This is a genomic window from Nonomuraea sp. NPDC049625 (assembly GCF_040675285.1).
GTDB lineage: Bacteria > Actinomycetota > Actinomycetes > Streptosporangiales > Streptosporangiaceae > Nonomuraea > Nonomuraea angiospora_A.
Genome location: NZ_JBFAOQ010000009.1, coordinates 406105 through 427026, shown reverse-complemented (window position 1 = coordinate 427026; position 20922 = coordinate 406105). Strand labels below are relative to the sequence as shown.

Annotated in this window: 19 protein-coding genes and 1 pseudogene; 11 read left to right on the top strand and 9 right to left on the bottom strand. The window is 72.1% G+C overall.

Annotated elements, in window-relative coordinates:
- Positions 1–358: 358 nt before the first annotated feature.
- Positions 359–976: a TetR/AcrR family transcriptional regulator gene (locus AB0J87_RS36375; protein WP_363972726.1), complete on the bottom strand. Its 618-nt coding sequence runs from the start codon at positions 974–976 to the stop codon at positions 359–361.
- A gap of 74 nt (positions 977–1050) precedes the next feature.
- Between AB0J87_RS36375 and AB0J87_RS36370 the strand changes: the two genes are divergently transcribed.
- The 3 genes from AB0J87_RS36370 (at position 1051) to AB0J87_RS36360 (ending at position 5439) form a co-directional block, all read left to right on the top strand.
- Positions 1051–2529, top strand: coding sequence for an FAD-dependent monooxygenase (locus AB0J87_RS36370; RefSeq protein WP_363972723.1), 1479 nt, complete (start codon positions 1051–1053; stop codon positions 2527–2529).
- A 100-nt stretch (positions 2530–2629) separates the two neighbouring features.
- Positions 2630–3160: a hypothetical protein gene (locus tag AB0J87_RS36365; protein ID WP_363972720.1), complete on the top strand. Its 531-nt coding sequence runs from the start codon at positions 2630–2632 to the stop codon at positions 3158–3160.
- Entirely contained in the window at positions 3157–5439 is a 2283-nt protein-coding gene (locus AB0J87_RS36360; protein WP_363972717.1) for a bifunctional polysaccharide deacetylase/glycosyltransferase family 2 protein, read from the top strand. Before AB0J87_RS36365 ends, AB0J87_RS36360 begins: the two co-directional genes overlap by 4 nt.
- Before the next feature lie 6 nt (positions 5440–5445).
- Here AB0J87_RS36360 and AB0J87_RS36355 read toward each other — a convergent pair whose 3' ends face one another.
- The gene (locus AB0J87_RS36355) at positions 5446–5970 is read right to left on the bottom strand and encodes a helix-turn-helix domain-containing protein (protein ID WP_363972714.1); all 525 of its coding nucleotides are present in this window, start codon (positions 5968–5970) and stop codon (positions 5446–5448) included.
- Positions 5971–6052: 82 nt separating this feature from the next.
- Here AB0J87_RS36355 and AB0J87_RS36350 point away from each other — a divergent pair, with 82 nt between their 5' ends.
- Positions 6053–7420, top strand: a complete 1368-nt coding sequence (locus AB0J87_RS36350; RefSeq protein ID WP_363972711.1) for an MFS transporter — start codon at positions 6053–6055, stop codon at positions 7418–7420.
- 97 nt (positions 7421–7517) lie between these two features.
- On the opposite strand, the gene AB0J87_RS36345 is transcribed toward AB0J87_RS36350, so the two are convergent.
- Positions 7518–8453, bottom strand: coding sequence for an NADP-dependent oxidoreductase (locus AB0J87_RS36345; RefSeq protein ID WP_363972704.1), 936 nt, complete (start codon positions 8451–8453; stop codon positions 7518–7520).
- Between the two features lie 313 nt (positions 8454–8766).
- Here AB0J87_RS36345 and AB0J87_RS36340 point away from each other — a divergent pair, with 313 nt between their 5' ends.
- The 5 genes from AB0J87_RS36340 (at position 8767) to AB0J87_RS36320 (ending at position 12303) form a co-directional block, all read left to right on the top strand.
- Positions 8767–10134 carry an ATP-binding protein gene (locus AB0J87_RS36340; protein ID WP_363972701.1) on the top strand — a complete coding sequence of 456 codons (1368 nt, stop codon included), beginning with the start codon at positions 8767–8769 and terminating at the stop codon, positions 10132–10134.
- 131 nt (positions 10135–10265) lie between these two features.
- Complete coding sequence (locus AB0J87_RS36335; RefSeq protein WP_350739375.1) at positions 10266–10466, top strand: hypothetical protein; 201 nt, start codon at positions 10266–10268, stop codon at positions 10464–10466.
- A 143-nt stretch (positions 10467–10609) separates the two neighbouring features.
- Positions 10610–11461 (top strand): redoxin domain-containing protein, encoded by an 852-nt coding sequence (locus tag AB0J87_RS36330; protein ID WP_363972698.1) that lies wholly within the window; start codon positions 10610–10612, stop codon positions 11459–11461.
- On the top strand, positions 11371–11904 hold the full coding sequence (locus AB0J87_RS36325; RefSeq protein WP_363972695.1) for a hypothetical protein: 534 nt from the start codon (positions 11371–11373) through the stop codon (positions 11902–11904). Before AB0J87_RS36330 ends, AB0J87_RS36325 begins: the two co-directional genes overlap by 91 nt.
- A 63-nt stretch (positions 11905–11967) precedes the next feature.
- Positions 11968–12303 carry a hypothetical protein gene (locus tag AB0J87_RS36320; protein WP_363972692.1) on the top strand — a complete coding sequence of 112 codons (336 nt, stop codon included), beginning with the start codon at positions 11968–11970 and terminating at the stop codon, positions 12301–12303.
- A gap of 17 nt (positions 12304–12320) precedes the next feature.
- Here AB0J87_RS36320 and AB0J87_RS36315 read toward each other — a convergent pair whose 3' ends face one another.
- On the bottom strand, positions 12321–13841 hold the full coding sequence (locus AB0J87_RS36315; RefSeq protein ID WP_363972689.1) for a serine/threonine-protein kinase: 1521 nt from the start codon (positions 13839–13841) through the stop codon (positions 12321–12323).
- Positions 13842–13958: 117 nt separating this feature from the next.
- Between AB0J87_RS36315 and AB0J87_RS36310 the strand changes: the two genes are divergently transcribed.
- Together AB0J87_RS36310 and AB0J87_RS36305 are read left to right on the top strand one after the other, a co-directional pair.
- On the top strand, positions 13959–14399 hold the full coding sequence (locus AB0J87_RS36310) for a hypothetical protein (RefSeq protein WP_363972686.1): 441 nt from the start codon (positions 13959–13961) through the stop codon (positions 14397–14399).
- Between the two features lie 39 nt (positions 14400–14438).
- The gene (locus AB0J87_RS36305) at positions 14439–15167 is read left to right on the top strand and encodes a winged helix-turn-helix domain-containing protein (protein ID WP_363972683.1); all 729 of its coding nucleotides are present in this window, start codon (positions 14439–14441) and stop codon (positions 15165–15167) included.
- A 3-nt stretch (positions 15168–15170) separates the two neighbouring features.
- Here the strand turns inward: AB0J87_RS36305 and AB0J87_RS36300 are convergent, their stop codons facing one another.
- The 5 genes and pseudogenes from AB0J87_RS36300 to AB0J87_RS36280 all read right to left on the bottom strand — a co-directional run.
- Complete coding sequence (locus AB0J87_RS36300) at positions 15171–15833, bottom strand: class I SAM-dependent methyltransferase (RefSeq protein ID WP_363972680.1); 663 nt, start codon at positions 15831–15833, stop codon at positions 15171–15173.
- A 318-nt stretch (positions 15834–16151) separates the two neighbouring features.
- The gene (locus AB0J87_RS36295) at positions 16152–17090 is read right to left on the bottom strand and encodes a cyclase family protein (protein WP_363972677.1); all 939 of its coding nucleotides are present in this window, start codon (positions 17088–17090) and stop codon (positions 16152–16154) included.
- Positions 17091–17489: 399 nt separating this feature from the next.
- Positions 17490–19838 carry a WD40 repeat domain-containing protein gene (locus AB0J87_RS36290; RefSeq protein ID WP_363972674.1) on the bottom strand — a complete coding sequence of 783 codons (2349 nt, stop codon included), beginning with the start codon at positions 19836–19838 and terminating at the stop codon, positions 17490–17492.
- Positions 19839–20244: 406 nt separating this feature from the next.
- Positions 20245–20586, bottom strand: coding sequence for a hypothetical protein (locus tag AB0J87_RS36285; protein ID WP_350739345.1), 342 nt, complete (start codon positions 20584–20586; stop codon positions 20245–20247).
- Positions 20587–20657: 71 nt separating this feature from the next.
- Positions 20658–20762, bottom strand: a pseudogene (locus AB0J87_RS36280) (SAM-dependent methyltransferase); the annotation flags it as partial.
- Positions 20763–20922: the final 160 nt, after the last annotated feature.

Sequence of the window (20922 nt, the reverse complement as noted above, 5' to 3'; positions counted from 1 at the left end):
ACGGGTTTGACGTCGGAGGGCTGTGAAGCGCTCGCGGCCGTAGGTAAGAGCGCCACAGCAGCGGTCACGGCCAGGGCGAGAAGGGACCTGAGGGATGAAGTGACGCGCACATTTCCTCACAGTTGCCGTTTTACCTATCCGCAGAACGGAGAGAGGCCACCAGAAGTTTCTGCCGCAGTTATGGACGCAATGGAAGTCTGATTAATGGGGTCCGAAATTTAGCCTCGACGCAGACATATGGCAATCCTAAGGGGAGAAATGGCGGGTCAGGCGGCAGATGAGCGATCTGCGAATCCGCTGGTCACATTAGCCACATTAGTCATTTGACTCACAAAGCCGACATAAGGGGCATTTCCTGTCAGGGGCGATGGGCGCGGATGATGAGGTCGGCGGCGTCGGCGGCGATGGCGTGCCGCCGTTCGGGCCGCAGCGGCAGCATTCCGTACGCCGTCTCGACCCGTCCCTCGGTGATCACCAGGTACGAGAACTGGCGCGCAGCTCTGGCCGGGTCCGGGACCCGCAGCCGGCCGTCGGCGTCGCAGTCGCGCAGGTAGTCGACCACCGTACGGTCCGCCGACGCCGAGCTCCCTCGCCAGGTGCGCTGGAGCTCCGGATGGTGCGCCACCTCCGCGATGGTCAGCCGGTGCAGCGCGGACACGCGGGGTGAGAGCGCGATGTCGAGGATCCGCCCGCCGAGCGCGGTGAGGTCCTCGCGCGGATCCCCGCTCAGGACGATGTCCGCCGTGCCGTCCGCGTCGCCTGCGCTCACCGCCGACCTGGCCTCCTGGATCGCGGCCAGGAACAGCTGCTCCTTGTCCCCGAAATGGCCGTACACCGTCTGCTTGCCCACCCCCGCCACCGCGGCGATGGCGTCCACGCTCGCCCGGGCGTACCCCTGGTCGGTGAACACCTTGATCGCGGCGTCGAGGATGGCCCGGCGCTTGGCCGGGGAGCGTCGCGGGCCGTGCTCGGTCATGGTCTGTACCCACTTTCTCCGGATGGGGGCTAGTCTACGAGACGAGACGGTCTAGTCTAGTTTGGGGAGTGACGATGGACGCCGACGTCATCGTGGTCGGAGCCGGGCCCGTGGGGCTGCTGCTCGCCGCCGAGTTACGGCTCGCCGGAGCCAGGCCGCTGGTGCTGGAACGGCTCGCCGAGCCGAGCGCCGAGCCCAAGGCGCGGGGGATCGGCCCGCTGGCCGCCGAGGCGCTGCGCCGCCGGGGGCTGGGCGGGGCTCTGGAGGCGTACCGGGAGCAGGGGCTCGCCGACAAGGCGCGCGACCACGGCAGCGAGAAGGGGCACTTCGCGCAGATCTTCAAGATCGATCCCGCGCTGCAGGAGGAGCCGGACCGGGTCGGCGCGCCGATCTGGCAACGGGACCTCGAACGGGTCCTCGCTTCGCTCGTTGGAGACGAGGGTGTCGTGATGCGTGAATGTGAGGTCGTCTCCCTGGCCCAGGACGACTCCGGCGTCACCGTCACCGTCGCCACCCCGGCCGGGGAGCGGCGGTTCTCCGCGCCGTACCTGGTCGGCTGCGACGGGGGACGCTCGACGGTGCGCAAGCGGGCCGGGTTCGACTTCCCCGGCACCGAGCCCACGAGCGTCGTACGGCGGGTCCTGACCGACGCCCCCGGCCTCGACCGCCTCCCCGCGTCGGGCTGGACCTCCACGGGCAGGCTGATGCGGGCGCCCGGGATGGTGGCCACGATCGAGTTCGACGGGTTCCCCGAGGATCGCGGGCTGCCGCTGACCGCCGAGGAGATGCGCCGGAGCCTGCTCAGGGTGACGGGAGTGGACGTCGAGATCGCGCGGGTGCGCGGCCCGCTGCGGTTCACCGACGGCGCGCGCCAGGCGGCCACGTACCGGATCGGCCGGGTCCTGCTGGCCGGCGACGCCGCCCACGTCCACTCGCCGAACGGCGGCCAGGGGCTCAACCTCGGCCTCATGGACGCCGTCAACCTGGGCTGGAAGCTCGCCGCCACCGTCGCCGGGCGCGCCCCCGAGGGGCTGCTCGACACCTACACGGCGGAACGCCACCCCGTCGGCGCCGCCGTCCTGCACAACACGCGCGCCCAGTCCGCGCTGTCGCTGCCGGGAGAGCACGTGGCGGCGATGCGCGACATCGTGTCGGACCTGCTCGACCTCCCGGACGTCAACCGCTACTTCGGCCGGATGCTGAACGGGCTCGGCACCCGGTACGCGTTCCCGTACCCGGCCACGCACCCGCTGACCGGCCGCGCCTGCCCGGACCTGCGGCTGGTGACGACTCCGGGGGAGACCCGCACGATCTCGGAGCTGTGCGGGGGCGGACGGGCGCTGCTCGTCCACGCGCCGTCGCAGCCGGAGGTCGAGCGGGCGGCGGAGCCGTGGCGCGGGGCGCTGGACGTGGTCGAGGCGACCGTGAAGGATCGCGACGATCTGGCGGCGGCGCTCGTCCGGCCGGACGGAGCGGTCGCGTGGGCGTCCGGCCCCGGTCCCGCCGACACGGTCACGCTGACGGCCGCCCTCGGCACGTGGCTGAGGCCCTGACCGCCACCGCGGCCTTGACTGGGCGTGTCTGGTGGTTTTGAGGTTGATGTCAAGAATGCCCTAGTTTCTCTAGTTTGCTCCCTGTCACTACGATTTCTGCGTGCCTCCTGAGCAACAGAACACGACAGCCGTCTTCGTCAACCAGAGCGGACGGCGTCGAAGGCTGATCATGATCGGCTCGATCGCCGCGAGCGTCCTGGCTCTCGCGCTGCTCGCCGTCGTGCTCGCCGGAATGTTCTCCAGCACCACGCTCTCGGTGAACGGCTGGCCGGGCGACCGCTCAGGAGCCGCGGACGGCACGGCTTCGCCGGATCGCACGCCGACGCCTTCGCCGAAGCGGTCCGAGCGGCCGACCCCCTCCGCCACCCGCCCGGAGACGACACGCCCGCCGTCGCGCCGGCCGACCCCCAGAGCCACCGGCCAGGTCCGGCCGTCGGCGACGTCCGGGCAGTCGTCGCCGCAGCAGGCGCGGCCCACGCCACGGGCCAGCACGGATCCGGCGCCGAGCAGCGACCCCGCCACGGATCCCGCGCCCGATCCCACAGCCGATCCCACGGACAACGAGGCGCCCGGCCAGACCAGGACGCCGCCGGGACTCGATCCGGACCGGACGAAGGGCCCGAAGAAGTGAACGGCCCACCCCAGCGCGACAAGCTGGTCTGGCCGGCCGCGCCGCTCCCCGCCTGGCAGGACCACACCGCCCGGCAAGGCGACGACCGGCCGCACGACCCGCCCGCGCCGACCGCGAGACCCCCGGCCGACCCCAAGGGCCACTGGTTCCCGCTCGCCGTCTGCATGTTGCTGGCCGCCGCCGCGCTGGTGCTCAACGGGTACGTGACCAACGTCAGCGGTGAGACCCAGGCGCCCCCGCCCTCCACGGACTCCCCGACGCCGGAGCTGGAGAAGGCACGGCGCGGCGGCCCCGTCCTCAACATCACGGCGAACGGGCCCGCCAGCGCCCGCCTGCCGGCCAGGACCATCGCGCTGACGTTCGACGACGGCCCCGACCCGGCGTGGACCCCGCAGGTGCTCGACATGCTGAAGAAGTACGGCGCCAAGGCCACCTTCTTCACCGTCGGCTCCAAGGTGGCGCAATACCCCGAGCTGGCGCGGCGCATCGTCGCAGAGGGGCACGAGCTGGGCAACCACACCTACTCGCACGCCGACCTCGCGGTGCTGCCCGCCTGGCGGCTCAAGCTGGAGCTGTCGCTGACGCAGCGGGCGCTGGCCGGGGCGACCGGGCTGCACACGACGCTGGCCCGCCCGCCGTACTCCTCGACCCCCGCGGCGATCTCCGGGCCGCAGTGGGCCGGCATGAAGGCCCTGGCGGCCGAGGGCTACCTCGTCACGCTGACGGACCTCGACACCAAGGACTGGAGCCGCCCCGGGACGGCGAGCATCGTGGCGTCCTCGCTGCCGGCCAGAGGCCGGGGCGCCGTCGTCATGATGCACGACTCGGGTGGTGACCGGCGGCAGACCGTCGAGGCCGTCGGGGCCGTCCTGCGGGAGCTGACCGGCAAGGGCTACCGCGCCGTCACGGTGACCAAGGCGCTCGGCATGCCCTCGGCGCACCAGCCGGCCGGCGGCGCGGAACGGTTCGCCGGCTCCGCGCTCAACCTGGCCCAGCGGGCTTCGGAGGCGTTCGCCGGCGTGCTGGCATGGGTGCTGCTGGCCGCGGGAGCGCTCACGGTGGGGCGGCTCGGCTTCTTCGCCGTGCTCGCCTGGGTGCACGCGGCCCGCAACAGGGGCGGCAGGCGGCGCAAGGGCCGCGCGCCCGTGTGGTCCGCGCCCCCGCCGGTGACCGTGATCGTGCCCGCCTACAACGAGGCGGCCGGGATCCAGGCGACGGTGCGGTCCCTGGTCGAGACCACCTACCAGGGCCCGCTCGAGATCCTCGTCGTCGACGACGGCTCGACCGACGGCACCGCCGAGCTGGCGCAGGCGCTGGGGCTGCCCGGCGTACGGGTGATCCGCCGGCCCAACGGCGGCAAGCCGGCCGCGCTCAACACCGGCATCGCCCAGGCCGCCCATGAGCTGCTCGTCATGGTGGACGGCGACACCGTCTTCGAACCCGCCACGATCGGCCACCTGGTCCGCCAGCTCGCCGACCCCGCGGTCGGCGCGGTGAGCGGCAACACCAAGGTCGGCAACCGGCGCGGCATGATCGGGCGCTGGCAGCACATCGAGTACGTCATCGGCTTCAACCTCGATCGGCGCGCCTTCGAGCTGCTCGACTGCATGGCCACCGTGCCCGGCGCGATCGGGGCGTTCCGGCGTTCGGCGCTCGTGGCCCTGGGCGGGGTGAGCACGGACACGCTGGCGGAGGACACCGACCTCACGATGGCACTGTGCCGGGCCGGATGGCGCGTGGTCTACGAGGAGAAGGCCCTGGCCTGGACCGAGGCCCCGACCTCGCTCGGCCAGCTGTGGAAGCAGCGCTACCGCTGGTGCTACGGCACCTTGCAGGCGATGTGGAAGCATCGGCGCGCCGTCCTCGGGCCCGGCCCGTTCGGCCGCCGCTGCCTCGGCTACCTGACGCTGTTCCAGGTGCTGCTGCCCCTGCTGGCCCCCGTCGTGGACCTCATGGCGATCTACAACACGGTTCTGGGCGATCCGCTCCCGGTCGTCGCGGTATGGGCCGGTTTCGTGGTGGTGCAGGCGCTGACGGGCTGGTACGCGCTCCGCCTGGACGGCGAACGCGCCTCCGCGCTCTGGGTGCTGCCGCTCCAGCAGTTCGTCTACCGCCAGCTCATGTACCTCGTGGTCATCCAGTCCCTGGCGACGGCCCTGCTGGGCGTGCGGCTGCGCTGGCACACCGTACGGCGGGAGGGCACGTTCAGCGACTCCGGGCCCGCGGCACCGGCCCCGCACGGGATCGACGGCGCCGAGCGGTTCGCGGACGCGAGGTGAGACGCGTCAGGCGGTGTGCGGCAGGGGTTCGAGCATGCGGTGCGGACGCCGTAGGGCGCGGCTGACGGGGTCGTCCCGGAGGAGGTCGGCGTCGGGGCCGGGGCGTACCTCGATCTCGGTCAGCTCGGGACGGACGCCGCAGGCCGGGCACATGCCGTAGCCGTCGATCCTGGTGTCGCAGGGCACGTGGCAGAAGATCCGCCGCGGCTTGCCCGACAGGTGGCGTTCGCCCCAGCTGCTCAGGGCGAGGGCGGCCGGCCAGAGCTCCTGCCCCATCTCGGTCAGGACGTACTCCTCGCGCGGCGGCGACTCCTGGTAGCGGTGGCGGCGCAGGACCCCGGCGTCCACGAGCGTGGCGAGGCGCTGGGACAGCACGGCCCGCGGGATGTCCAGGTGGGCCAGGAAGTCGCCGTAGCGGCGCACGCCGTACAGGGCGTCGCGGACGACGAGCATCGTCCAGCGCTCGCCGACCAGCTCCAGAGAGCGGGCGAGCGAGCAGTCCTGGCCGTCGTAGTTCTTGCCGAGCGCCATGACCCCCAGGGTAATTCATTCATTGAACCTTGGCGTGTTAGCGTGTGCCTGCATAGTTCAATGAATGAACCAAGGAGACGCCGTGACACTCACCCGATCGGCTCCCGCCCCGACGACCCCGCACGCGGCGGGCACGGTGGCCGTGGCGGCCTGCGCCGCCGCGCTGCTCGCATTGGTCAACTACACGGTGCCGATGGTCACGCTGTCCCAGGCCGCCGCCGACCTCGGCTCGGGCCCCACCGGTCCCGCCTGGATGCTGAACTCGATCTCGCTCGGCCTGTCCGCGCTCCTGCTGGTCGCGGGCGGGCTCGCCGACGACCACGGGCGCAGGCGCGCCTACGTCGCCGGCACCTGGGCGCTGGCCGCCGGAGCCCTGCTGGCGGCGCTCTCCGTGAACACCGCGATGTTCGTCGTGGCCAGGCTGGTGCAGGGCGGGGCGAGCGCGGCCATGCTGGCGGGCAGCCTGGGCATGCTCGGCCACGCCTACCCGGGCGGCCCGGACCGCGTCCGGGTGACCGGCCGCTACGGCGCGATGCTGGGGCTGGGCATCGCCCTGGGGCCGCTGCTGTCCGGCTCGATCGCCGCCGCCTGGAGCTGGCGCGGCGTGCACGTCCTGATCGCCGTCGCCGGCGCGGTCCTGGCCGTGGCGGCAGGCCGGGTGCTGCCGGAGTCGCGCAGCGACCGCCGCCGCCCGCACGACCTGCCCGGCGCGATCACCCTGGCGCTCGGCACCGCCGCGCTGCTCGCCGGGGTCACCGAGGGCCGGCTGGGCTGGAACCGGCCCGTCGTGTACGCGTCGTTCGCCGCCGCGGTCGTGCTGCTGGCCGCGTTCACGCTGATCGAGAACCGCCGCCGCGAGCCCCTCATCGAGCTCGGCCTGCTGCGCCGCCCGCTCTTCCTGGTGGCCACCTCGGGCGCGTTCGTCACCGGGATCGCCGTCATCGGGATGATGAGCTACCTGCCGACCGTGCTCCAGGTGACCCGCTCGCTCACCCCGCTCACCAGCGCCGTGCTGTTCTCGCTGTGGTCGGGCATGTCGTTCCTGGCCTCCCTGCTGGCCCGGCACCTGCGCGTCCACTCGGGCGTCCGCCTCGCGCTCGGCCTGCTCCTGTCCGCCGCCGGAGCCCTGCTCACGCTCGGGGTCGCGGACGCCGCCCCCTGGACGCGGGTCGTCGCCGGCCTGGTGGTGGGCGGCGTCGGCAGCGGGCTCATCAACGCCTCGCTGACCCATCTGGCCATCGAGAGCGTGCCGCTTGCCCGGGCGAGCATGGGGTCGGGCGCCAACAACACCGCCCGGTACGTCGGCTCCTCCCTGGGCGTGGCCGCCATGGCCACCACGATCGGCTCGCTCGGCTGGCAGCACGGCACCGACGTCACCACGATCGCCTACGCCGCCATCGCCGCCCTCGCCGCCGTCCTCACCCTCACCCTCGGCCGCTCCCGCACATGAGCGCGTCGCGCCGTCGGACCGTGGCGGGCTCAGGGGAGGTCGCGGCGTCGGATCGTGGCGGGCTCAGAGGAGGTCGCGCTGTCGGACCGTGGCGGACTCAGGGGACGAGGACCAGGCGGCCGCGCAGGCCGCCCTTGGCCAGGCGGCGGTGGGCGGCGGCGACCTGGTCCAGGGGCAGCGCCTCGGCCACGCGGAGGGTGAGGGAGCCGGCCTCGACCAGCGCGACCAGGTCCGCGAGGCGGGCGCCGTCGGCGCGGATCCAGTGGTCGAACACCTGGGTGCCGCGCAACGGCAGCGGCGCCCCGCCCGCGACCAGCGCGGCGAAGACGCCGCCCGAGCGGACGGCGTCCAGGGCCGCCGCCCCGGTCACCGCGGCGTCCAGCGCCCCGTCCACGCCGCCCGGCACGAGAGCGCGTACGGCCTCGCCCAGCCGCGCCGTACGCGGCACGAACCACTCGGCGCCGAGCCCGCGCACCAGCGGCTCGTCCTCGGCGCCGGCCACCGCGACCACCCGCAGCCCGCGCGCGGCGGCCAGCTGCACGGCGAACCCGCCCACGGCCCCGGCCGCGCCGGTGACCAGCAGCGTCCGCCCGGCGGCCGGCTCCAGCCGGTCGAGCGCCTGCACCGCGGTGAGCCCGTTGAGCGGCAGCGTCGCGGCCTCCACCGGCGAACGGCCCGACGGCGCGCGGGTGACCGCGTCCGCGTCGAGGACGACGTACTCGGCCTGGGTGCCGAGCGGCACGTCGAGGCGGTCCGACAGGCCGATCACCCGCTCGCCCGGCACGACACCGGTCACGCCGGGGCCCACCGCGTCCACGATTCCGGCCACGTCCCAGCCGATGCCGATCACGTCCCGGGCCGGCAGCAGGCCCGCCTCGCTGAGCGCCCCGGACCGGGTGGCCAGGTCGACGGGATTGACCGTCGCCGCCTCGACCCGGACGCGGACCTGCCGCTCCCGGACCGCGGGCACCGGCACGTCCGCGACCTCCAGCACCTCGGGCCCGCCGAAAGCGTGAATGACGACTGCTCGCATCGATAACTCCCTCATCAGGTTTCGCTGCGACAAACCTACGGAGAGCTGCTCTCCATCGGGAAGTACGCACTTCGAGGTGCGTACCGCACGCGGACGAGCGCGGCTCGGATGGCACTTACAGCCGAACCGGCACCCTCCAGCACCCGCTGATCATGGTCTGTCCCGGACGCGGCGCGCGATGGCCGGTCACCGCTGAACACGGAGAGTATTCGCCAGCGACCCGGTACCCCTATATCCGCAGATCAGCCATCATGTTGCTAAGGGGGTACGCGGGTGAGCGTCACTCGTGGTGATACGGGGAGGCCGGAATGAGATGGTGAAACGGCTGTTTCCACGCTCGATCCGGGCGCGGCTGACCACGGTCGCGACACTGGCGGCGGCGGTCGTCTTCACCATCACGGCCGCCATCACGCTCGCCACCGCGCCCGCCAATCTGCGCGGGGCCGTGCAGACCAGACTGGAGCTGGCCGTCCGCCGGGTGGCCGGCGAGCTGGAGTCGGGAGAGTTCCACACGGTGCTGCAGACCCCGTCGCGGGTCCAGCTCCTGCAGGTGGTCTCGGCCCGCGGCAACGTGATCGCGACCAGTCCCGGCGCGAGTAACATCCCGACCCTGATGAGGTTCCGGGCGGACCAGCCCGAAAAGATCTACACGACCGAGCTCACGCTGTCCCCCCATCTCACCGAGCCCGAGGCCCACTACCTGGTCATGGCCCTGAAGGTGAGCTCGCCGATCGGCGTCACCACGGTGTACGGGGCGGCCTCGCTGACCGACGTGGACAAGGCCCTCAAGTGGGTGGAAGTCCTGATGTTCCTCGGCATCCCGCTCATCCTGCTGAGCGTGGCCGGCATCGCGTGGGCCGTGGTCGGGGCCGCCCTGCGCCCGGTCGAACGCGTACGGGCCGAGATGGCCGAGATCACCGGCCAGGACCTCAGCAGGCGCGTGCCCGTGCCCGACACCGGCGACGAGATCACCGACCTGGCCACCACCACCAATCACACCCTCGACCGCCTCGAACGCACGGTCGAGACCCAGCGCCGCTTCGTCGCCGACGCCTCCCACGAGCTCCGCAGCCCCATCTCGGCCCTGCGCGCCCAGCTGGAGGTGGCCAGCGCCTATCCCGACGAGACGGACTGGAGGGCCACCGGTGAGCAGGCGCTGGCCGCCGCCGACCGCCTGACCGGCATCATCGACGAGCTGCTGATGCTGGCCCGGCTGGACGCCGGCGCGGTCGGCGAGCGCCGCGTGGTGGACCTGGTCCGCGTGGCCGAGGAGCAGGTCAACCGCCGCGCGGGCGGCCGGGTGCCGATCGTCGCCGACCTGTGCGTCTCGGCGCCGGTCTACGGCTCGCCCCTGCAGCTCGACCGCCTGCTGACGAACCTGCTCGACAACGCCACCCGCCACGCCGCCACCCGGATCGACCTGGAGGTGGCCGTGGACGGCGACAAGGTGACCGTCACGGTGACCGACGACGGTGACGGCATCCCGCCACAGGACCGGGAGCGGGTCTTCGAACGCTTCACCCGCCTGGCCCCCGCCAGGGCCAAGGACAAGGGCGGCAGCGGCCTCGGCCTGGCCCTGTGCCGCGACATCGCCGCGGCCCACGACGGCACCCTCAGCCTCGCCGACCACTCACCCGGCGCCCGCTTCGTGGCCGTCTTCCCGGTGCCCGAGCGCTCCTGACACCGCTGTTCGGAACTTTTCGGAACACGGCGTATTCCTTGTTGGGCCCGGGCACCCGGGCCAAGGTGAAGGTCATCCAGGTTCCCGTACCTCCAGCCATCCGTGCAGAGCACAGGGAAGGAATCACCCCGATGACCGCGACGATCGCAAGACTCGCCGACAACCTGCTCCAGCGCCTGGTCCCGCGCGCCGAGGCCGCGGCGGCCTGCCCCGGGTGCGGCTCCGACTGCCAGACCCGCTGCTGCACCACGGGGGCGCGCGTCATGTACATCACGTGCTGCCCGAGGATCGGCAGCACCGGCTGCAACTGCTACTCCCGAGGCGACTGCTGACCGACGAGGGCGACGGCCGTCACCCGTGCCCGGCACGCGGTGACGGTCGGGTGAGCCCCGGGCGCGCCGGCTCGCCATGATCGTCTCCCGTCTCGACGAGCTCGTGGAGCTCTTCTCGCCCACCCACAACGAAGGGGAACAGCATGACCGTGCTCGTCGTCGCTGTGGTCCTCGTGGCAGCGCTCTGCCTGCTGGATCTGCTGCTGACGTTCGGGGTGATCAGACGGCTCAAACAGCACACCGTCCACCTCGAGGACCTGCTGCAGCGCCGCTACCTCGGCCAGGACATCCTGCCGGTCGGCTCGCGGATCGGTGAGTTCGAGGCGGTGACGGCCGACGGGCGGATCGTGTCCGGCGGCACGCTGACCGGCAACACCGTGGTGGCGTTCTTCTCGACGGAGTGCGGGCCGTGCAAGGAGGCGCTGCCGGGCTTCGTGGAGGCGGCACGGGAGACGCCGGGGCAGGTCCTCGCCGTCGTCGCCGGTGACGCGGAGCGCGCGGCCGAGATGGTCGAGCGGCTGGCGGCCGTGTCGCTGGTGGTGGTGGAGGAGATGGGCGGGCCGGTCAGCCGGGCGTTCGAGGCCAACGCCTTCCCCGGGTACTGCGTCGTGGACGCCGAGGGGTACGTGATCGCGACCGGCCCGACATCATGCGGTCGCCGGTCGTGGCGATCGGGTGAGGTCGACCGCCGGACAGGCCCTGGCGCTGGTGTGGCGGGCCGCCTCCGGCACCCTCCTCGCCTACCTGGCGAGCGTGCTGCTCGCCTCGGCCGTACCCGTGGTCATGGCGTGGCTGACCAAGCTGATCCTGGACGGCCTCGTCACGGGCGGCGTACTCCTGCCGCTCGCGGCGGGCCTGGCCGCGAGCGGGCTGGCGGGGGCTGGCCAGGTTCGAGGACCCGGCCATGCTCGACCGGCTGCGGCTGGCCGAGCAGAGCGCCGCCGTGCCGGGCCGCGTGGTGGACGCGCTGTTCGGCCTCGGGCGCGGGGCTGTGACGCTGGCCGGGTTCGTCGGCTCGCTCCTGGTGATCAGTCCCGCGTTCACCGCCGTCGTGATCGGCTCGGCGCTGCCCGCGCTCGTCGCGGAGCTGCGCCTGGCGCGGGGGAGGGCGCGGGTGCAGTGGGAGATCGGCCCGGCCGAACGCCGCGAGCTGTTCTACGGCACCCTGCTCGGCAGCGTGGACGCCGCCAAGGAGATCCGCCTGTTCGGCCTCGGTGGCTTCCTGCGCGGCCGGATGATCGCCGAGCGGCGGTCGGTGGACGCCGCCAAACGCGGCCTGGACCGGCGGGAGCTGGCCGTGCAGAGCGCGCTCGCGGCGCTGTCCACGCTCACCGCCGGAGGAGGGCTGATCTGGGCGAGCTCGGCGATGACCTGGCGGGCCGCGGCCTCGGTGATCGGGTCGGGGGTCCTGCTCGCCGCCGCCACGATGAGCCGGTAGCCGAGGACGGCCAGCTCCTCTCCCAGCGGCCAGACCGGGTCGTCGGGCCGTGAGGTGGCCGGGGTGCGTACGGACCGGGCGGCGACGCGGCGGTGCGCGTCGAGCCAGGCCGCCGTCTCCTCCGCACGGCAGCCGCAGGCCCTGGTGAAGGCCACGACCAGCTCCCGGCGGGGCAGCCGGTTACGGCCGAACGCCGAGGCCAGCGTGCTGTACGGCAGGAAGTCCCCGGCGGCCGCCGCACGGGCTTCGAGCTGCCGGTACGTCAGCCCCGACCACGCCTTGAGGCTGCGCAGCCCCGCGACGAACTCGGCGGGCGTACGTAATCCGATGGACGGGATGGCGGCGGCATGGTCGGTCACGGGTGAAAGAGTCGATCAAGGAATGTTGAGCCCGCCTTGAGCATGCGTCGAGCACCCTCAGTCCGGCCGGTAGTCGTGCATGTAGCGGGAGACCTTCTCGGTGTAGTCGCGCCACCGTTCGGGGATGCCGCCCGCCCGCTTCAGCGGGTCGACGCCGCTGCGGTAGAGGGCGGCGAGCTTCAGCGCCGGGTCGCCGGGCAGGTCCGCGACCCTGGGGCCCAGCGTGCACAGGAACCGTCCCATCGACAGGATCGACAGCTCCGGGCTGAACGGCGGCGCGGGCTTCGGGCTCTGCAGGCCGCCCGGCTGCCAGTACCACAGCACCGACGGGGTCCACCTGGAGATGCCGTACTCGTCCTTCACCGGATCGGACAGGCCGGGGTCGTAGCCGGACTCCGCCTTGAGCATCGCGGCGATCAGGGCCGGGCTGAGCCCGGGCTCCTGGCAGTACGTGCCCGCCTGCACGATCAGCTCGCGGTACCGGCTGGGGATGTCGGAGCCGTCCCGCAGCCACCGGCTGGTCGAGCCGCTCGCGGGCGGCGTGCTCGCGGCCGCGCGGGTGCCGCCGGGCTGGTCCGGGCTCCGGGCGAGGTTGACGGCCACGACGGTGACGGCGGCCGCGGCCACGACGGCCGCCGCACCCCCGGCGATCGCCCTGCGCCGGCCCGTTTCGGACGGCCGCATATGCGCTTCCCCACCCGACAGCCGTACCTGCGCTTCCCCGCCGGGCGACCGTACCTGTGCTTCCCCGCCCGGCGGCCGTACCTGCGGTTTCCAGCCCGACGGCGGCACGGCGGTGGACGATGACAGGGCCGCGGCGTAGGCGGCGGCGTCGGGCCAGCGGGCCTCTCTGCCGGGATCAAGGGCGCGCATCACGGCGGCGTCGACCGCCTCCGGCACCTCGGGACGCAGCGCGCTCGGCGGCACCCGCTGCTCCGGCTTGGCGGGCACCCTGCCGGTGAGCATGTGGTAGGTCAGCGCGCCCAGGCCGTGGACGTCGGCGCGCGCGTCCGGCGCGCCGTCGAAGTAGAGCTGCTCGGGAGCCTGGTAGCCGGGCGAACCCGCGGGCAGCGTCAGCCCGCTCAGGTGGTCGGTGGACCGCGCGATGCCGAGGTCGGCCACCATCACCCGCTCACCGCCCTCGGGACGCGAGCAGAACAGCACGTTCGACGGCTTCAGGTCGCGGTGGACGACCCCGATGCTGTGCAGCACGGACATGCCCTGGCAGATGTCGCGCATCAGGCCGAGCGCCTCGTCGACGGTGAGCGCCCCGCCGGACAGGCGGTCCTCCAGCGTGCCGCGGTCGGCGTAGGTCATCACGAAGTACGGGCGGCCGTCGTCGAGCTCGCCCACGTCGAAGACCTGTACGAGCAGGTGGGAGTCGGCCCTGCGCAGCAGCCGCGCCTCCTGGAGGAAGCGCCCGCGCACGTCGGGCCGGCGGGCCCAGTTGTCGGCGAGGATCTTGACGGCCACCGGCGAGCGCAACTCGTCGTCATGGGCCAGATAGACGGAGGCGAACCCCCCGACACCGATGAGCTGCTCGATCCGGTAGCGACCTGCTTGGGACGGAGCCGTCATTCAGCTCATCATCGCCGATCATCGTGGATCCGTCCACGCGCCCTGGTAGCTACCAGGTTACGGAATGGCCCCGCGCCCCGCAGGATCGACGCGGATACCGACATCGGGAGGAAAAGCATGATGAGTATCCGACGGGCCGCGCTCGCCGCGGCCTTCGGGCTGGCGATCGCGGGGGTCGCGGGCCCAGTTGCGGGGACCGCCACGGCCGCCGCGGGCGACGCCAGCCCGTGCGGGAAGCCGTTCCGGCACGGTGACGACACGGTCCAGAACTGTCCCGACTGGTCGCCGAGCGGGAGCATCCCGGTCTACGAGTCGCCGGCCAAGGGCAAGATCGTCGGCTACATCGATCCGGCGGGGGACGACTGGTACCTGTGCGAGAAGGCCGGGGCGAGCTACACGCTGGGCTCGTACCGGAACTACTGGTGGGCGGCCACCATGGCTGACAACGACAGGTGGGGGTACGTCAGCGAGGTCTACTTCCGCGGGGGCGGCAACGACGAGTCCGACGGCGGCCTGCGGGAGTGCAGGCGCCCGGGTGGCAAGCCGTTGCCCGTATGACCTGGACACCTTCACCGGCACGCGAGTAGGGTCCCGCGGATGCACAGCACCATCTTGATCCAGATGGCGGCGGCGCCGACCGACGACCGGCCGTACTCGCTGGAGCTCGCGCCCGGGGAGCAGGCGCTCTTCGGGCGCGGGGCTCCCGGCTCTCCCGTGGATCTCCGGCTGGACGACGCCGCGGTCTCCCGGCGCGCCGGCGAGATCGTCGCGGTGGGGGACTACTGGCTGCTGTCCAACCTCAGCACGTCGAAGACGTACGTCGTGGAGAACCCGGAAGGGGGCGGGGAGTTCGTCAAGGTGCCGCCGGGGCGGATGGGGGCGCCGATCCCGTTCGAGTTCTCCAGGGTGAGCCTGCCGGCGGTCGACGGCACGGTCTCGTTCCTGGTGTTCGCGCCGCAGCACGTACATGTGCCGCCGCACCGCGCCGACGAGGGCGCGGCCACGCAGGTCGCCTACCCGCTCGACCAGAACGCCAAGTACTTCCGCATCCTGGTGGCGTTGTGCGAGCCGCGCCTGCGCGACCCCTCGACGTCGCGCATACCGACGATCCCCGAGATCGCCGAGAGGCTCCCCGAGCTGGAGCTGAGCCGTACCGCCATCGGCTTCCACATCGGCTACCTGGCCGAGAAGAAGCTGCACGTCAAAAGCCCGCAGGGCGGTGAGGGCAAGGCCGACTGGCAGCGTCACGCGCTGGTGTCGCTGGCGCTGAGGTTCGACCTCGTGACCAGCGAGCACCTGGCCCTGCTGCCGGTGCCCGGCCGCTGAGCGTCAGCCCGGCCGGAACGCCCTGACGGCCAGGACGGACGGTACGGGGCGCTCCTGCGGCTCGTACACGCGCCCGACGGCCAGCCCGGCGTCGACGAAGGCGTTCATCAGGTCGGACAGCGGTACGTGGCTCATCCCGACCCGGTCCCGGACCCCGCCCTTGCGCCACCACGGCGAGCGCTTGTGCCACCCCTTGATCCGGTACGTGGGATGGATGATCACCGCGCCGTCCTCGCGGGATTCGATGTGGGGGCCGTTGAAGCACGGGTGCACCCCGTAGAACAGCAACTGGCCGCCCGGGCGCAGGACCCTGGCCGCCTCCCGCAGCAGCCCGGCGAAGTCGGGGATGTCGGTCGAGACCCAGATCGCGGTGACGGTGCCGAACGTGCCCGTGGCGAACGGCAGGGCCGTGGCGTCGCCCTGGAGGAGGGGCGCGGGGTCCCGGCGGCGGGCCAGTCGCAGCTGGTCGGCGGAGCGGTCGAGGCCGATGACGGTCCGGCCGGTGGAGCGGATGGCGTCGAGATAGAGGCCGGTGCCGCAGCCGACGTCCAGGCACGGCCCCTCGCCGGGGCCGAGGAGGTCGACGATGTCCTGCGTGGTGACGTGGGCGCTGGAGCCGATGTACTCGTCGTACCAGTCGGCCTGGCCGTCATAACGCGCGGTCATGATCTATTCATACCTGCCGTGGCGGGGCATCGAGGGGCGTCCTTGCAAGGGCGGTCAAGGAAAATTACTCGCCAAAGCTATACAAATCGGACTTAAGGCCATAATCTCGACATGCCCCAGCCCGGGGAGCTGGCTGGGGCACCAAAACCTCATGGCGCGTCACCGGTAAGCCGAGCGGGTCGAGCGGATCGCCCGCACCATCGCCTCGGAACACCGGCAAGCGGAGGCCATCGCCTCGATCGCCTCGATCGCCGAGGTCGCCGTCCCATCCCGGCGCCTGTTCGCCGAGGTGGCGTCGCACCTCCTCGTGAACCGCGGTCAGAAGGTGGCGATCGGGTTGACCGGACTGCCGGACGTGCCGGCGAAACGGACCGGCGCGACCGCGAGGTGGAAGTCCCACTGGCCGAGCTCGGCGGCCGTCGTCGCGCACGCCTCCAGGTCGCAGTTGTCGAGCATCCACAGACCCATCGCGACGAGGCTCACGGCGTGAACCGGCATCAACACGTCTTCGTACCCCGACGGCTGAACGTCCTGGGGGGTGTCAGCGCCGATCAGCGCGACCTCCCGTTCCTGCAGCCACGGCAGGCAGGACGCGTGCCAGCCGGCCTGCGTGAAACCGCTGACCGCACCGCTCTCGTGCCGGGCGCGGCCATAGCCGGTCCGCAGGAGTACCGCATCGCCGGATCGCACCCGCACACCCTGGCGACGCTCGGCCTCCTCGAGGTCGTCGGGAAACACACCCTGCCCGGGCTCCAACCACGGCACATCCCGCACGCTCGCAATGTCCAGCAGGACACCACGCGTGATGATCCCGTTCGCCGCCGCCGTGACGGACGCCCACGCCGATCCGGTTGCGGCGTCGACCAGCGAGTGCGACCGCCCGTTGTACATCGTGCCGTCCCAGAAGATGTGGCACGGCGAGTCGATGTGGGTGAGGGTGTTGCCGTGGAACGTGATGCCGAGCCGCTCGGACGAAAAGCCCCAGCGCCGGTCGTTGTGGAATGCGGCCACCGGCATGTTCTCGGCACCCGGCATGTCGGCGGCGCACGGGCACGTCGTCGTCGACCGCTCCATGTCTTCCGGTACGGCGACCTCCCATGCGCACGACACGCTCCTGCCGTGGCGCACGGCCCGCGCCGCCGCCAGGCGGACGTCGTCGGTGATGTGGTTCAGAGTGCCGAGCTCGTCGTCGTCGCCCCACCGTCCCCAGTTCGACAGCGTGTCGAAGTACCCGAGCACGTCGTCCTGTGTGGGCATCGGTCGCCCTGCCGTCATCCCAGCATCGACTCCTCCGGTCACGTGGTTCGAGGCACCGCAGGCAGGCTATCCCGCCCTCTCCTTTGATATGACCTCTTTGATATGACCTCGCCGGGGCCGGAGAGACGGTGTGACCTCGATTCGCGTCTGAGGGCGACCCCGACCTCCGAAAGAACCCGGCAGGAAAGATCATCCAGGCCATCGCCGTGACCTTCTCCGCCATGGTGCTCGGCGTCGCCCTCCTCGCGGGTCCGGGCTTCTTACCTTGCCGGAGCGGCTGGCAGTCGCTGTGAAGACGGCCAGAAGCCCCCACCACCCCCGCCCGTCTCAGCACGGAGAGTCCACATCTCCGGCTGAAGATCGGCGCTCAGCGGATAGAGCTGGATGAACCCTGACATCTCACCGCTCAGCCGCCAGGTGCTGGGGGGACATGACGGCGATGTCGTCACCGAACGCGACGACCAGCCGGCCGCCCGACGCGACGGCGACATGCGACACCGCGCCGGGCAGATCCGCCCGTCGCAGCCGGCGCCCGCTGTCCAGATCCCACATCCGGACGGTTCGATCCGCGCCGCCGGTCACCACGGCGGGGCGGCCGTCCAGTTCGGTCACGGCCACGGCCATAACCGGTGCCGTGTGCCCGATCAGGGGGTCTCTGACCAGTTTTCCGCTGTTCAGGTCCCACACCCGGACTGTCTGATCCGCACCGGCGGTCACCGCGACCGGGGCGCCGTCCAGGTCACTGATCGCGACGGCGTTCACGGCTCCGCTGTGACCTGTCTCCGCCTGACAGACCGGGCGGCCGCTGGACAGCCACCACACCCGGATCTCGGGCGTGTCGGATCCGTGTCCGGCGGTGACCGCCACGGCGCGGCCTCGAAGCGAGCCGACGGCTGCGGCGGTGACATGGGTGTACCCGCCGCCGCGCCCGGCGACGGCCGTACACATGGAGCCGCTGTCCAGGTACCACACGCGCGCCTGGTTGTGCCGTCCGCCGGTCACCACCACGGGGCGGTCGGTCAGCCGGCCGGTGGCGAGCGCGGTGATCCGGCCGTTGTGGTCATGCCGGTAGTCCGAGGTGGTGAACGTGATGTCCAGCTCCTGACCCTCAGGCAATCGCAGCAGCCGCGGCACGAATCGCTGATTACAGGTGATCACCGCTACGGGGCCCCCGTGGAAGTCGGCCAGGGCGAGCTGTGTCCGTCCTTCTCCGGTGGGGATGGCGGGGGTCACCGCAGTGCCGTCGGCCAGGTCGGTGACGCACACGTATCCCTCGCCCCATCTGGGGTCGTCGGCGGGGCCGTCGTGGTGGGCCGTGACGATGACCTCGCGGCCGTCGACCTCGCAGACCGTCAGGGCGGTGATGTCGCCCGGCAGGCCGCGCGGCGCTCCGGCGGCTGGGGCGGCGCACGCGGCGGTCAGGTCCCACGCCTGCACCACGGACGAGAGCATGCCGCTGGTGACGGCGATCGGACGGCCGCCGGCCTCGGCCACGCGGATCGCATCAGGTTTTCCGCGCCCCGGAGGCAGGGGAGCGCACAGTGGCTCGCCTGTGGCGAGGTCCAGCACTCGTACGCGCCCGTCGCGGTCGAGGGCGACCACGATCGAGCGGCCGTCGAGTTCGGCGGCGGCGAGCGAACTGCTGCCACGCGCCAGCACGTCCTCGGGCAGCAGTTCGCGAACGAGAGTCCCCTCGCGCAGATCCCGCACTTCGACCGGGCCGTCGTAGCCGCCGGTGACCACGACGGGGCGGCCGTCGAGAGACAGAGCGAGCAGGCTTTCAGGCCGGCCGGAAGTCTCTGTCGGCGCTGCGACCTCCGTCCCGTCGAGGGGATCCCACACCCGCACGAAGCCGTCGTAGTCACCGGTGACCGCGACCGCGCGGCCGTCCAGGGTCGTCGTGGCGATCGAGACCACCCTCGTGTCGCCGTGCGCCTTGTACGGCGTGCCCAGAGGGCGCTGCGCGAGCAGCTCCCAGACTTTCACCGCCGATCCGCCGGAGATCACCACCGGACGGCCCGCCACCGTGGTGACGGCCAGCGGATCGCTTACGTGACCTTCGGTGACGAACGGCGGACCGACGCGCTCCCCGGAGCCGACGTCCATCACCCACACGCTCGCCCGTACGAGGTCGTCGACGATGCTGTACCCACTGACGACCAGCGATCGACGACCGTCGAGCACCACGCTCTCCAGGGCTTCGACGCCTCCGTCGCCGAACATGGGCCTGCCGACACAACTGCCCGACGCCAGGTCCCAGGTCCAGCCGTCACGGCCGAAGGCCGCGACCGTCACCACGGCTTGGCCCGGCGACCCGCCGGCCGCCATCGCCCAGACTGCGGCCGGCCCGAGCCTTTCGTGGTCCGGCAGATCGGCCGACCACAGCAGCGCGCCCTTCAGCGACGTGCCCGTCGCCCACTCCACCCGGTACGGGGCGGCCGCGCCGTGCTCGTCCGGCGCCTCGGCGAGCCGTCGCCCCAGATCATCGGCTTGCCACCGGGCGGCGTCCACGGTCAGGACCTGACGGCGCGCGGCGGGAGGCAGGTCACGATGCCGGCCGGCGGACGTGCGGTAGACCGCCGCGGCCAGCCGCGCCTCGGCGCCGTCTGCTCGCGACGCGAGCGCCATCACCTCGTCGGGGTCGGCGTGGATCAGGAAACGCGGATCGCCCAGCGTCTCGTCGGCCGACGCCCGGCCCGAGGCGTGTGACTGGCCGGGGCCGGGTAAGTCATGATCGCCAGTAGACACGACGAGCAGGCTAACACCGGCCCGTGCCGGTGGTGCCCGGATGCGGCAACCACCCCTCGTCCACGACCTCGACGATCGACTCGCCCGGCACCGCGCGCAGCCGGATCACGTTCCCTTGCCCTTGCCCGTGGCGCGCTTACACCCTCAAGGCCCCCTGCGCCCGTGCTGTGTGAGCCGGTCAGTGCGCCTTACGCGCCTGAAAAGATCGTCTCGCTTTGACCTGCAAGGAAGTCGTGTCCTCATCAAGGCCGCCGACCCAAGCCGCGACACCCGCTGTACGGCGGTGCCGGAGAACCTCAGCGAGATGATCAAAGCCTGCGCCTGCAAGGGGCAGCAATGCCGCGACGAAATCATCTCGCGCTGACGCCGACCGATGCCGGGTGAAGGCTGCCCCCGAGAGTGAGGGTCAGCCCGCTATGCCCTCCTCCTCACCCGTGGGCTCGGTGCCCGTCATGAGCCCGGCGTTCGTGGTGCCGAACTCGTACAGATAGACCGGCTTCTCCTCGCGCAGCAACTGCAGGATCCCGGTGAGCTGCGACAGGTTGAGATGGATGAAGATCTGGCCCGCGGCCGCGTCGATCACCGGCGGCGCCAGCGGGGTGCCGTCGGGGTAGAAGTAGGCGTAACCGCGGTAGGCACCGCCCTCGTACAGGTAGATCCCGGTGACGGCGACGCCGGGGCTGAGGTTCGTGGTCGGCCTGGAGGACCAGACTCGCACGCTGTAGCTGTCGATCGTGTAAGTGGCCATCGTCTCGCTCCTTTCCGCTCCTTAGGAGGGACACCCACGACGGCTGATACGTGATGCGTGTCCGCATGCGGCCAGGACACGCGGCGCTGGACATCTGTGGCGGCAGCGGCGGCGCGGCACAGGGCGACCTCGGAGATGCCGACCGCGGTGACCTGCCAACCGCGGTGGGCCAGCCACGGTGGGCCAGCCAGGTGGGCCAACCACGGCGGGCAGGCTGTGGTGGGCCGGCCACGGCGGGCAGGCTGTGGCGGGCCGGCCACGGTAGGCAGGCTGTGGTGGGGCGGCCACGGTGGGTCGGCTCCAGTGGGTTGAGTGCGGTGGGTTGAGTGCGGTGGG

Coding starts and splice junctions, on each gene's coding strand:
- AB0J87_RS36375 (WP_363972726.1), bottom strand. CDS start 976: ATGACCGAGCACGGCCCGCGACGCTCCCCGGCCAAGCGCCGGGCCATC.
- AB0J87_RS36370 (WP_363972723.1), top strand. CDS start 1,051: ATGGACGCCGACGTCATCGTGGTCGGAGCCGGGCCCGTGGGGCTGCTG.
- AB0J87_RS36355 (WP_363972714.1), bottom strand. CDS start 5,970: ATGGCGCTCGGCAAGAACTACGACGGCCAGGACTGCTCGCTCGCCCGC.
- AB0J87_RS36345 (WP_363972704.1), bottom strand. CDS start 8,453: ATGCGAGCAGTCGTCATTCACGCTTTCGGCGGGCCCGAGGTGCTGGAG.
- AB0J87_RS36340 (WP_363972701.1), top strand. CDS start 8,767: ATGGTGAAACGGCTGTTTCCACGCTCGATCCGGGCGCGGCTGACCACG.
- AB0J87_RS36335 (WP_350739375.1), top strand. CDS start 10,266: ATGACCGCGACGATCGCAAGACTCGCCGACAACCTGCTCCAGCGCCTG.
- AB0J87_RS36330 (WP_363972698.1), top strand. CDS start 10,610: ATGACCGTGCTCGTCGTCGCTGTGGTCCTCGTGGCAGCGCTCTGCCTG.
- AB0J87_RS36325 (WP_363972695.1), top strand. CDS start 11,371: ATGCTCGACCGGCTGCGGCTGGCCGAGCAGAGCGCCGCCGTGCCGGGC.
- AB0J87_RS36315 (WP_363972689.1), bottom strand. CDS start 13,841: ATGACGGCTCCGTCCCAAGCAGGTCGCTACCGGATCGAGCAGCTCATC.
- AB0J87_RS36310 (WP_363972686.1), top strand. CDS start 13,959: ATGATGAGTATCCGACGGGCCGCGCTCGCCGCGGCCTTCGGGCTGGCG.
- AB0J87_RS36305 (WP_363972683.1), top strand. CDS start 14,439: ATGCACAGCACCATCTTGATCCAGATGGCGGCGGCGCCGACCGACGAC.
- AB0J87_RS36300 (WP_363972680.1), bottom strand. CDS start 15,833: ATGACCGCGCGTTATGACGGCCAGGCCGACTGGTACGACGAGTACATC.
- AB0J87_RS36295 (WP_363972677.1), bottom strand. CDS start 17,090: ATGCCCACACAGGACGACGTGCTCGGGTACTTCGACACGCTGTCGAAC.
- AB0J87_RS36285 (WP_350739345.1), bottom strand. CDS start 20,586: ATGGCCACTTACACGATCGACAGCTACAGCGTGCGAGTCTGGTCCTCC.